General features: G+C 37.0%; 11 protein-coding genes. 6 read left to right on the plus strand and 5 right to left on the minus strand.

Going from position 1 to position 12,443, the window contains the following annotated elements:
• Positions 1 to 32: 32 nt before the first annotated feature.
• Positions 33 to 848 carry a universal stress protein gene (locus EGI24_RS15040; protein WP_255049295.1) on the plus strand — a complete coding sequence of 272 codons (816 nt, stop codon included), beginning with the start codon at positions 33 to 35 and terminating at the stop codon, positions 846 to 848.
• Between the two features lie 76 nt (positions 849 to 924).
• Here the strand turns inward: EGI24_RS15040 and argS are convergent, their stop codons facing one another.
• Positions 925 to 2,700 carry an arginine--tRNA ligase gene (argS, locus tag EGI24_RS15045; protein WP_255049296.1) on the minus strand — a complete coding sequence of 592 codons (1,776 nt, stop codon included), beginning with the start codon at positions 2,698 to 2,700 and terminating at the stop codon, positions 925 to 927.
• A 100-nt stretch (positions 2,701 to 2,800) separates the two neighbouring features.
• Between argS and EGI24_RS15050 the strand changes: the two genes are divergently transcribed.
• Together EGI24_RS15050 and EGI24_RS15055 are read left to right on the plus strand one after the other, a co-directional pair.
• Positions 2,801 to 3,685: a YicC/YloC family endoribonuclease gene (locus tag EGI24_RS15050; protein WP_255049297.1), complete on the plus strand. Its 885-nt coding sequence runs from the start codon at positions 2,801 to 2,803 to the stop codon at positions 3,683 to 3,685.
• Positions 3,686 to 3,688: 3 nt separating this feature from the next.
• Positions 3,689 to 4,267 carry a DUF4126 domain-containing protein gene (locus EGI24_RS15055; protein WP_255049298.1) on the plus strand — a complete coding sequence of 193 codons (579 nt, stop codon included), beginning with the start codon at positions 3,689 to 3,691 and terminating at the stop codon, positions 4,265 to 4,267.
• Here the strand turns inward: EGI24_RS15055 and EGI24_RS15060 are convergent.
• Entirely contained in the window at positions 4,254 to 4,715 is a 462-nt protein-coding gene (locus tag EGI24_RS15060; protein ID WP_255049299.1) for an Lrp/AsnC family transcriptional regulator, read from the minus strand. The genes EGI24_RS15055 and EGI24_RS15060 overlap by 14 nt on opposite strands.
• A 234-nt stretch (positions 4,716 to 4,949) precedes the next feature.
• Here EGI24_RS15060 and EGI24_RS15065 point away from each other — a divergent pair, with 234 nt between their 5' ends.
• The 3 genes from EGI24_RS15065 (at position 4,950) to EGI24_RS15075 (ending at position 9,324) form a co-directional block, all read left to right on the plus strand.
• Positions 4,950 to 6,218 (plus strand): helix-turn-helix domain-containing protein, encoded by a 1,269-nt coding sequence (locus tag EGI24_RS15065; RefSeq protein ID WP_255049300.1) that lies wholly within the window; start codon positions 4,950 to 4,952, stop codon positions 6,216 to 6,218.
• Positions 6,219 to 6,313: 95 nt separating this feature from the next.
• Positions 6,314 to 7,591: a tail fiber domain-containing protein gene (locus EGI24_RS15070; protein WP_255049301.1), complete on the plus strand. Its 1,278-nt coding sequence runs from the start codon at positions 6,314 to 6,316 to the stop codon at positions 7,589 to 7,591.
• 2 nt (positions 7,592 to 7,593) lie between these two features.
• Complete coding sequence (locus EGI24_RS15075) at positions 7,594 to 9,324, plus strand: T9SS type A sorting domain-containing protein (protein WP_255049302.1); 1,731 nt, start codon at positions 7,594 to 7,596, stop codon at positions 9,322 to 9,324.
• A gap of 367 nt (positions 9,325 to 9,691) precedes the next feature.
• Here EGI24_RS15075 and bla read toward each other — a convergent pair whose 3' ends face one another.
• From bla to EGI24_RS21920, 3 genes are all read right to left on the minus strand, one after another.
• Complete coding sequence (bla, locus tag EGI24_RS15080) at positions 9,692 to 10,420, minus strand: subclass B1 metallo-beta-lactamase (RefSeq protein WP_255049303.1); 729 nt, start codon at positions 10,418 to 10,420, stop codon at positions 9,692 to 9,694.
• On the minus strand, positions 10,421 to 11,221 hold the full coding sequence (proC, locus tag EGI24_RS15085; protein WP_255049304.1) for a pyrroline-5-carboxylate reductase: 801 nt from the start codon (positions 11,219 to 11,221) through the stop codon (positions 10,421 to 10,423).
• A 68-nt stretch (positions 11,222 to 11,289) separates the two neighbouring features.
• Positions 11,290 to 12,441: a TlpA disulfide reductase family protein gene (locus EGI24_RS21920; protein WP_310586095.1), complete on the minus strand. Its 1,152-nt coding sequence runs from the start codon at positions 12,439 to 12,441 to the stop codon at positions 11,290 to 11,292.
• Positions 12,442 to 12,443: the final 2 nt, after the last annotated feature.

The raw sequence follows: 12,443 nt of genomic DNA on the forward strand, positions 1-12,443 counted from the left end.
CATACATTTGTGGTATAAATAATGTTCAGATAATGAAAACCATTTTAGTACCTACCGATTTTCATGTGGCCGCTGAAAACGCAATGGCAGCAGCTGTGAAATTAGCCAAAAACATGGATGCAAAAATAAATTTGATGACCATGTTTAAATTTCCTAAATTTAAATATCAGCTGGTAGAGTCTGTTGTCCATACAGAAGATGAATACTACAATATGTTGAAAGACGATGCTGCCAGAGAAATAGAAAGATGGAAGGAGTGGTATCCGGATGTTGAAATAGAAGGAATTGTCAAGGAGAATTTTGATGAGTTAATACCTGCTATTTTAAGTGAGGAGGCCGATTTGATTGTTATGGGCTCTGAGGGTGCCAATGGTTGGAAAGACTATTTTCAAGGAACTAACTCACAAAACGTTGTAAGAAAAGCTGATTGCCCTGTGATGGTCATGAAGGAAAATACTGCTTTTGAAAAAATAGAAAATGTTCTGTTTGTAACAGATTTTGAAAAAACTGGCTTCATTGAAAAAGCGATGGATTTGTTTGACCTAAAACAAACCAAAAACAAGTTCGTATTTATTGATACGGGTGAAAGCACAGATGACAGAAGTGATATTTATGACACAGCTCGTGATGTAGAAAAACTTTATGATATTCAGAATTTTGATTTTGAGATATACCGTCACGATTCTGTGGCCAAAGGAACAGTAGAATATGCCGATTCCCACGATATCGACCTCATTATAATGTTTACGCACGGACGGAAAGGCTTTGAGCGTTTTCTTTTTGGAAGTATAGCAGAGGAGGTCGTAAATATTTCGGATATACCTGTCCTAAGTATCGTGGAAAATTAATTGGACTGCTATCATACAAAAACGGCAAGGAATATCTCTTGCCGTTTTTGTTTGTAATATTTATATCTACTCCAAATTACATTCTTTCGGGAACATCAATCCCAAGCAAGCCCATGGCATGTTTGATGGTTTCTGCCACTTTTTTGATCAATCCCAAACGTAAGTATTTGATGTTTTCGTTTTCCTCGTTCATCACCGAATGCTGCGTATAAAAACCATTGAATGTTTTGGCTAATTCATAGGTGTAATTGGCAATTAAGGCTGGAGAATATTCAGCAGCAGCATTTTTGATGACTGAGCTGTAATCTTTTACTAGAAACACCAATTCGAGTTCCTCTCTGTTTAAGATATGAGTACCTTCCAGATTAAATATTTGCTTATCATCTACATTTGCTTTTCTTAGTATTGACTTGATACGAGCATGCGTATATTGAATAAAAGGCCCTGTATTTCCTTGGAAATCAATAGATTCCTCAGGGTTGAACAGCATTCTTTTCTTGGGTTCTACTTTCAATAAATAGTACTTCAAAGCTCCCAAAGCCAGCATTCTAAACAGTGCTGCACTTTCTTCAGATTCCAAATCTTCAATTTTACCTTTTTCTGCACTCATTATTTTGGCAGTGGCTATCATTTCGTCTACCAATTCATCTGCATCCACTACGGTACCTTCTCTCGATTTCATTTTGCCTGAAGGTAAATCCACCATACCATACGACAAATGATAACAGCCATCTGCATAACTTCTACCCAGTTTTTTCATGATTGCAAAAAGTACCTTAAAATGGTAATCTTGCTCATTACCCACTACCCAAATGGACTTTTCAGATTTAAAATCATCAAATTTTAGATCGGTAGTTCCTAAATCCTGGGTGATATATACTGATGTTCCGTCTCCACGTAGTACCAACTTATTGTCTAAGCCTTCGTCTGTTAGGTCAATCCAAACACTGTTATCATCTTTTTTATAGAAAATGCCTCTTTTAAGGCCATCTTCTACCAGGTCTTTTCCGAGAAGGTAAGTGTTTGATTCATAGTAGGTTTTGTCGAAATCTACGCCTATTTTCTTGTAAGTTTTCTCAAAACCATCATAAACCCAAGTGTTCAGTTTTTTCCAAAGTTCAATAACGTCAGTATCGTTTTGCTCCCATTTCAAGAGCATTTCTTGGGCTTCTATCATGATAGGGGCTGACTTCTTTGCCTCATCCTCAGTTGCTCCACTGGTCATCAGTTCTTGCATCTGGCTTTTATAGGCTTTGTCAAATTCGACATAATATTTTCCAACCAAATGATCCCCTTTGATTCCTGCTGATTCCGGGGTTTCGCCCTTTCCGAAATGTTTGTAGGCTACCATCGACTTACAAATATGGATGCCTCTGTCGTTTACAAGACAGGCTTTGGTGACGTCAGAGCCTGCTGCATCAAGAATATTGGCTACGGAATAACCCAAGAAGTTATTTCTTAAATGACCCAAGTGCAGGGGTTTGTTGGTGTTGGGTGATGAATATTCCACCATTACCGAGGCTGAATTACGGTTTATTTCCGAGCCAACAGGTATTTGTAAAAGGTCATTTAAAACCTTTATCCAAATACTTGGTTTGAGTTTCAAATTTAGAAAGCCTTGAACAACGTTGAAAGATTCAAAAATGTCATTATGAACTAACAATGCCGTTCCGATGGCGTTGCCAATTTCTGGTGGGGATTTTTTTAAACTTTTCACCAAACCAAAAAAAACATAGGTATAATCTCCTTCAAATTCTTTGCGAGTGGGTTGCAAAACCACTTTGTCGGAGGTTCCATAAAGCGACTCAATGGTGGCTTCGATTTTGTTAGTTAATATATCAATAATGTCCATGTATGCTGTCAATTTGGCTGCAAAATTACACTTTTTTGCCTTAGATTGACCAATTTCAGCGATTAATTCCTTAGTTTTACACAAAAGAAAATCACTATTTATGTTACAATCAATGACGGGTTTCGGTTCTGCCTCTATCGAAACTGATAAGATGGCCGTTTCCGTAGAAATAAAGACACTCAACTCAAAGTTCTCTGATATTTATTGCAGGCTTCCAAGAAGTTTCTCTAATCGCGAAATCGAAGTGAGGAATTTGCTTTCAAAAGAATTAGAAAGGGGTAAAATAGAGATGATGTTGAATGTAACACCAAAAGATGAGGAATCGGCTGGGACTACAGTTAACCGACCATTGGTAAAAGCATATTTTAAGGATTTAATACAAACAGCAAAGGAATTGGGTTTTGAGGCTTCCCAGACTGAGGTACTCAGGATGGCCACAATGATGCCAAATGCCTACAATACCAATGCCTTAAATACGGAGGAAGTAGAGGAAGAATGGAAGTTAATCATGAAATTGATTGGGCAAGCCATTACCAATTGTAAGGAGTTTAGGCAGCAAGAAGGCCAAATTACTAAGCTGAAGTTTGTGGAATATATTGATATAATAGAGGGCCTGTTAAAATTGGTCATTGAGCAAGATCCTAAAAGGATACCAGCTATTAGAGAGCGTTTGGAGAAATCTGTAGCTGATTTTATGAACAGTGAGAATTTTGACAAGAACAGGTTTGAGCAAGAATTAATCTACTATGTTGAAAAATATGATATTTCTGAAGAGAAAGTAAGATTGACCAATCATTTAGATTATTTCAAAAAGGAGTTGGAAATTGCGTCAAATGGTAAAAAACTCAATTTTATAGCTCAAGAAATTGGGCGTGAAATAAACACAATAGGCTCAAAAGCAAATGATGCAGTTATACAGCGTTTGGTGGTTCAAATGAAAGATGAGCTCGAAAAAATCAAAGAGCAAACCATGAATATTTTGTAAAAAATGGAAGAATGGTTAAGCTGGTTGCCAGGATTGCTCCTCGGAGTAGCCTTGAGTGCTGGAAGTGGTTTTAGGGTATTTATTCCACTTTTGGTTTCAAATTTGGCAGCTAGGTTTGGTTTAGTAAGTGTTTCAGATAATTTTGGCTGGATGCTGAGCAATACCGCCACTTTTGTTCTGCTAGTTGCATCAGTAGTCGAAATTGCCTCTTATTACATTGCATTTATAGATAACCTATTAGATGGTATAGCTTTGCCTGCGTCCGTTGTGGCAGGTACCTTATTAACAACACAATTTTTAAAAATTGATGATCCAACGCTGCAATGGGGGCTGGGTATATTGGCGGGAGGTGGCGTTGCGGGCACTATTCAGGCCGGTACTTCTTTGATACGACTGGGTTCTACAAAATTTACTGGAGGCTTCGGAAATGGCTTTTTTAGCTCATTTGAAAATTTCCTTTCGGTGGCTATATCCCTGATTTCACTTTGGATTCCCTTAATCATGGGTGTTTTAGCAATTTTGCTAGTTTTTTGGATACTGAAAAAACTGTTTTCAAAAAAGAAAAGAGCTACTCTCCTATAATAGAAGAATGTTTAGCTTCTGTAATTACAAAGTGCGACTGAGCACTGCCAATATTTGATATTGCAGCTAATTTGTTGAGAATAAAGTCTTTATATTCTTCCATGTCAGATACAATAACTTTAAGAAGGAAATCCGAACCACCAGAAACACAGTAACATTCTACCACTTCAGGTACGGTTTGAACGTCTCTTTCAAACTGCGTCAAAAACTGTTGGGCATGTTCTTTTAACGAAACATTGCAGAAAACGATGAGGTTTTTGTTGAGCTTTTTGCGATTTAATTCTATGGTATATTTTTCGATAAATCCATCTCTGCGAAGTCTTTTTATCCTTTCGTGAATGGGAGTTGTGGTGAGATTGAGTTCAACGGCAATTTGCCTATTGGTCATCATTCCGTCTTTTTTTAGAAGTTTTAAAATCTTCAAATCCACAGGATCTATATCAATCATAGAATATTATTCTTTTTAAACTCAAAAATAAGGGAAATGTGTGAATAATTTAAGTTTTGGTAGCATTGTTTTCTTTTTCATCAATATTGGTTCTGTTTCTGAAACAATTTAATAGTGTTTTGTGATTTAGCATTTTACTTCAGTGAGTTTATTTGAACATTATTAAAGCCTTTTTAAGTATTTTTAACGCTTTTTTACTAAAAAAATGTAGATTTGGCGAGCATAATTATTTTCATGAAAAAGTTAATATTCTTTTTGTTGCTACTAACTGTTATTTCTGTAAGAGCACAAATCCATATTTCCTATAAAGACAATCCCCCTATTATTGACGGTGATATAAGTGACTGGAAAATAATTAGTTATGCTTTTCAACAAACTTCTCCTCCTGTAATATCACCCAATAAGCTTCGATATGATTTTGGTTTTGATGAAAACCATCTCTATGGGGTGTTTCAGGTGAAAGACCAGCAACTCACCGACCTTGCCAAAGACAAAAACGGTAGCCCAAGACTCATTTTTAATGATGGAATAGAATTATATATAGATACCCAAAATAATAGTAAAAACCTAATGGATGATGATGATTATCAATTGATTATGGATTTTATGGGGAATCTTACCGTTTTTAGAGGGGGTGATAAATATCTCTTAAAGATAAAAGATTATAAAGTGCCAAAGGATACGGTTACCAATCATTTTATTATGGATTTGGCCACAAAGTTTGATGGCACCATTAATAAGGAAAGAGATATTGATTTAGGATATGTAATCGAATTTCAAATTGCTTGGGCAGCTTTAGGTATCCGCCCCCATAAAGGACAAAATTTTAAAATAGATGTGTGTATCAATGATGCCGATGAATATGTCGACATCAAACCTCTTACTGAAAAAGACACGATTCCGTCATATTCCTTTCAGAATATCAATAGAAAAACTGATTTTGGCTTTCCGGATAATTGGACAAATGCCACGCTCAAAGGACAACCTTCTTATTGGAAGATATTCAATCGATATCTTGCTTTGTATGGGTGGTTATTGGGCTTGATAATTGTTGCCTTATTTTTACCTTTTTTGATCATTTTGGTTCGGCAAAATTATAAACTTAGGAATATGCAACCTAAAAGACGCTCTGAAGATTCGAAGTTAACTACATTTCTGGAAATGGATAAAAATGCTCTTTCGCAAGAGGATGCATTTATTAATCAAGCAAAGTTGTTTGTTCTCAAAAGACTTGATCAAAATATGAGCTCTGCAGAATTGGCTGATGACTTGGCTATTAGTGTAAGACAACTTCAGCGGATTTTTAAAGAAAAACTGGATACCACCCCAACTAATTTTATTACCACACTCAAAATGGAATCCGCAGCAGAAATGTTGTTGAACACCGATAACAATATTTCTGAAATTGCATACGCAATGGGTTTTTCTGATCCGGCCTATTTTACTCGTCTTTTCAAGAGATATTTTGGTAAAAGTCCATCTGATTTCGCCAAAAATGGCTAAAAGACGCTTTTGTCCATGTTCTTGGCGTGCTTGTGCAAGTGTTAATTTGGGTTTAATAATAGTTTTGGAGCAAATATTTTAAATCTAAAATGACCATGAGGAAATTACTTTTTTACTTTATTAGTTTGCTGTTTAGTCTCAGTTCATTTGCTCAAAATTCGATTACCTCAGACCCTAGAGGAACAGATGCTATTCAAAAAATAGTTGGTATGCCGACATCTCCGAATTCGGCATTATATTCTGGGGGTACGTTCAGTACTCAATTTGTGTCAACTGGAAATTCACCAACCACACGACAATTGGTTGGAATAGGATCTTTGGCCAATAACTCCTTAGTTATGAACATCGGAATATTAGGACAGTCATCTGGGATAGGTAGCAATTATGGTGTTGTGGGATTGGCAAAAGGGGAGGCGAGTTTTGAAAATGTTGGTGGTTATTTTTCAGTTGAAACTAACGCACGTGGCTTGCAAATTGGGATAATGAGTTCAGTTTATTCTCACTATGAGTTATCATCAAATTCCCGTTATGCATTTATGGGAGAAACCAAAACTCGTACTAGCAATACGGCATACGGGACATATGCAAGTGCTGATAATTTAGGTCCTGGTTCGGTAGTTGGCGGGCATTTCGCAGCTTTAAATTATGAGAATAGTCCTGGTGATAGAACTGGCCTCTATTCGGAGGCGTCAGGCATAAGTGGTTTAAATATTGGAATAAAGACTATTTCAATGGGAAGTGGAGATACTTTTGGTATTGTCTCTGAAGTATTTGGGGCGGTCAACAGTGTCGCAGGTAAATTTATAGCTAATTCAAATGCCACCAATAAATTTCAATTACTGCTTGAAGAAAAAGAAAATGATTTTGCCCGCATAAGCTTCCGAAATATCAACGGAGATGGATGGCATCAGGCAGCTAACAAAGGTGCAGATGCTGCCAGCTCGCTATTTAATTTCTATTATGTACCCAATGCTTCTGATGTATTGTCGTTGAGTGGAGATGGTAATGCTATTCTCGCTGGAACGCTTACCCAGTCTTCTGATGGGCGTTTGAAGAAAAATATTCAACCAATAAACAATGCCTCTCAAAAGATTGATCAGATTCGAGGCGTTTATTTTAACTGGAAAGATGAGCATCATAGTCAAACTAAGCAAATCGGGTTCGTTGCTCAAGAAATAGAAAAAGTATTACCTGAATTGGTAAATACTGATTCAAAAGGTTTTAAATCAGTGGCTTATGCGAACATGTCGGCGGTTTTGCTTGAAGCCATAAAAGAACAAAATTTAAGAATCAATACATTAGAAAGAGAATTGTCAGAAATAAAATCATTGTTAAAAAACAGCTTAAGTAACGAATCCAAAAACTCAAAATAGCCATGAAAAAACTTGTTTTTTTGTCACTCATTATTTTTCAGATAAGTTGTTACGGTCAAACCATCCCGGCTTTCCCTGGAGCCGAAGGTTTCGGGGCAAATGCTTCTGGAGGGCGTGGAGGTAGTGTGTATTATGTAACTAATTTAAATTGCTCGGGTGTGGGATCATTACAATATGGGCTCAATCAGTCGGGGGCAAAGTATATTTTGTTTAAAGTAAGCGGGGTGATACCTTGTGCAGCGGAGGTTTTTAAAGGGGATGTTACGATTGCTGGTCAAACATCGCCCGGTGGAATTATCGTGCGAGGTATCATCCTTGACGAAATATACGAGCAAAATACAGTTTCCCGAAATGTCATTATACGGCACATACGTTCGAGACCAAAGCCTACACAGACCTTAGCCAATCAAGGTTATGTACTCGACGATGGTCTTCGGCTTGATGGTGCAAGTAATGTAATTGTTGATCATTGTTCATTTGCAAATGCGATAGACGAAAGTGTGCAGATATCCCATTCTCGTAATATCACCGTTCAAAACTGTATGCTTTCTGAAACATTGGGTGAGCATTTTAATTTAGGCGGAATGTTGCTCAATTATTCAGTGGCAGGTCATCAGCAAGATAATATCAGCATACATCACAATGTTTGGAATAGGATTGGGGGGCGTTTTCCCGAAATTTCTTGCGAATCGCCTTATTGTAGTTCAAATCCGCTCAATATCGAAATCACATCTAATTTATTTTGGGACCAGCAGATTCAGACGTGGTATAATTCCTGCATCACGGGTGGAAGCGAATGTCAAAATTTTAGATTGAATATGAATTTTATGAATAATTTCTCGGTTGTTCGTAATACTTTCAATGGCCCCTTGGCATCAATCGATTTTTTGACTAATGCCAATAATAAACTATATGTTTCGGGAAATAAGATGAGCCGTTATAGTCAATATGCTGATTATCAGTTATTTTATTGCTGCAATGATTTCAATCAGAATGCCCCAAATACTAACTTAGGTTCGGCACAAAAGCTGAGTACGCGTAATGTTTTTCCTTTGATTTCGCCAACATCGGCTACTGAATTAAGAGAATATGCCACTAAAAATGTTGGAGCGTTTCCCCGTGACCCGATGGATAGAAGATTATTTTCGCCAATCGTGCAGAATGTAATTAATACGCAACCAATCAACGGTACAGATTATTTTAATGATGCGTTTCAGTTAGATTTTACGACCCAACCAGTTGCTCCAACCGATACTGACAATGACGGAATGCCCAACGCTTGGGAAACCGCTAATGGGCTGAATCCAAACGCACAAGACCATAATGGTACGCAACTTTCAAAGAAATTTACTGGCGTGGAAGGCTACACAAATTTGGAGTGTTATCTTAATGAGCTTTCTGATAAATTGGTGGGTAGTACGAGTATTGTAATTTCACCCCCATCTACAACTACTATCACGAGTCTTAAATTGAACTCAACTGAAAAATTTTCAGCTAGCATTAGCCCCAATCCAACAAATGAGAGCATTAAAATTAATGTTATTGGCGATTTTGGTAATAATTGGCGATTTGAATTAGTAGATCCAATGGGCAGAGTAATTATAGCAGAAAACGATGTTTCAGTCGCTGAAAAAGACTTTTTGTTGCCTCCATTGATTCTGAGTGGCACTTATTTTATTCGTATTTATATATCTGAGACTGTTATCAATCAAAAACTATTGGTTATAAAATGAGAATAGTGTAGGTCTTTGGAAATAAATCTTTCTTATTTTGTTCGTAGCTTATTGGTTAAAAACATTGAATTTTCTTGGTTGAATTTCTCTTGATACTAATTTAGAATAGGTCATCTATATGCTTTTTGAATAAGTAGAGTTCTTTGAAGTTCTAGAAAATTTTGGAGTATTCTTATAAAAAGTATACATATGCAAATTAAAATTGTAAGAATTAGAAAAATGTGGGCATGATTTAGAAATTCTAAACAGAAGTAGAATGGAGATTCTAAACTGGTGCATAAACAAAGTAATATCAAAACAGCCCAACAATTGGATGTTGACCATTTAAAGGGCCATTGGCTTAGTAAAGAGAAATTAGATAAATATTTTACTTCACCTCAAACAATCCAATCGTATAATCCAGTAATTCTTGTCCGCCCGGTTTCCCATGGCCCGGAACTATGAATTGTGCAGTTGGAAAGGCTTTTTTTACGTTTCGGATGGTATTTGACCACTCTTTTTCATTTGCATCGCTCAGAAATCCTTTACCCGCATTCAGTTCTTTTACCATACAGCCCCCAAACATTAAATTTTCGGAAGGAATAAAACTGATAATGTTGTCTTTGGTATGTGCCTCTCCCAAATAATGATTCACAATGTCCTTTTTGCCAATGCGTAAAGTCAAATGTTCTTTGAAACCGATTTGCGGAACAGTCACACTGTCCTTTTTTGCCAATTCTATGGTTTTTTCTGAGGCATAGCTTTTTATTCCCTTTTTGTGAAATGCCTCTAAACCGCCAAGGCAGTCGTTATGGAAATGATTCACTACGACACCTTTTATTTTAATATTTTGATCCTCCAAGGTTTTAATGAGTACCTCGGAAGTTTCATTGTCGGTTGGCGTATCAAATACATAGGCTTGGTTTTTATGAATGTAAATCATGCCGTTACAACCCACTTTTCCCCAAGTTTGGGTTTGCAAAAACGAAATGTGCACAAAAGTATTTTTCTTTATTTTATAAAAGGCCAATTGCTTTTCGTTTTTACTCACCAGCAATTTGCTTGGATTACAACCAAAAAGAATAGGTATTAGAAGAAAATAGATAAGTTTTTTCATTTATTTCGAAAGCTCCTTCGCTCGTTTTTCAGCATTCAGTATTCCTTGTTCTAGTCCAGTTCCGATATTTGCTTCAGCAAATGTACTCAAAGCAGCTTCAGTGGTTCCTCCTTTTGAGGCAACCGCCTTTATGAGATCATCGAGACTGAGTTCAGCGTTGTTGATAAGGTGATAAGCTCCTAGCATGGTTTGCTTGACCAATAATCTTGAAAGTCCTTCATCGAAGCCCATTTTCATGCCTGCTTCCACCATGTGTTTTACAACATAATAAAAATAAGCAGGTCCACTTCCACTAAGAGCAGTTACGGCATCTAACATGCTTTCTTCTTCAATATATACAGATCTACCTGTGGCATTGATAAGGTTTTCTATTTTCAATAGCTTAGAGAAACCGATGCCCTCCGATGCACAAAAACCAGTAATCCCCTGGCCAAGCATTGCTGGCGTATTCGGCATAGCTCTTACCACCAATTTGTGGGCAAGTTCGTTTTGAATACGAGACATCGTGATACCTGCCATAATAGATAAAACTACTTGCTCAGGGTTTAAAAAAGCCTTTAGTTCTACTGCCACAACGCTAAAATCTTGTGGTTTTACAGATAAAATAACTAAGTCGTAGCCCGAAAGACTATCGTTTATTGTGTCCACCACTACGCCTTCCTTAGATTTTTTTAGGATTTCCGAACGCTCAGGACTTTTTTCTATTAGGAGGAGATTCTCTTTTTTTACTAAATCATATTGAATAAAAGACCTCGCAAAGGCCATTCCCATGTTTCCACATCCTACAATCGCAATCTTCATTTACTAAGGGTTATATTTTTTTGTCAAAAAAAATAGCCTCAAATTTCTTATGGGCTATTTAAATTTAATTATTTTTCAATCCATTCCACCATCTCGTTGAAGACAGCCTCTGTGCTCCCGAGATATCCAGAACCTTTGTGTTTTACTTTTCCATCTTTGTCTATACAGAATTTTGCTGGAATGCCCTCAACTCCGTAGGTCATAGCTGTTTGATTTCCAATATCAAGCACAGGGTTCAAAAATGTAAACCCACGGTTAGTGATAAATTTTGACACATGGTCTTTCCATTGTCCTTCGCCCACTCTTTCAAATGTATTCACGAATAGAAATACCACATCTGGATTGTCTTTGTACTTTTCGGTCGCTTTTTTCATGCCTGGGAAAGCCATAATGCACGGGCCACACCAAGTAGCCCAAAAATCAATAACGACGGTTTTGCCTCTATAGTCTGATAGTTTAACTTTTTTGCCTTCTAGAGTAGTTAGTTCAAAATCTGGAGCAACCGAACCTACAGTTCCTACCAAGGCCTGATTGACGGTTTGAATAAACATCTTGGCAAAGAAATGATTTTTGCCTTCTTTTTCAAGTTTTTCTTTCAACTCAAATTGATATTCTCCACCAAAGTCGGGCTTTAAAAAATTATTGGTTGCTATGATACCGGCCAAAGAAGTACCCATAGCTTTTATTTTCGGCATTATGAGGTTTTTTTGTCCCTCTAACATCGCTAAATACTGGTTTCTTAGTACCGCTTTGTCTTTCTCGTTTTTTGCTGCTTGGAATTTTCCATCCAAAGTATTTACGTTTTTCGAAAAGTTCTGCATATCGCTCATCACTTCATTGAACATTCGCATGTTTTCAGAACCCTCAACCTTTGCAGTGGCGGCCTTGTCTGGTGTTGCAGATCCATCGGCTACGATGGTTAGTTGCTCTCCGCCGTCCAATATCAAGCCAATAACTTGCTCATTGGCAATATTTAACTGATAGATTCCTGGCTCTGCTATCTTGGTTTCAAATGCGAAACTTTTTCCCGTAATTTTCGAACTATCTACTCTTGCCCCGATATTTCTCTCGTTCATCCTTTCAAAATAAACCATTCCGGATACATCGTTGTTGAGCGTTCCCTTTATTTTGAGAGGGAGTTCGGCTCCAACGTCTTTGGTTTGTGAATTGCATGAAATGAATATTCCAACAAAAAACAACAACATTAATTTTTTCTTCATGT

It is taken from the genome of Lacihabitans sp. CS3-21 (assembly GCF_024343675.1).
GTDB lineage: Bacteria > Bacteroidota > Bacteroidia > Cytophagales > Spirosomataceae > Leadbetterella.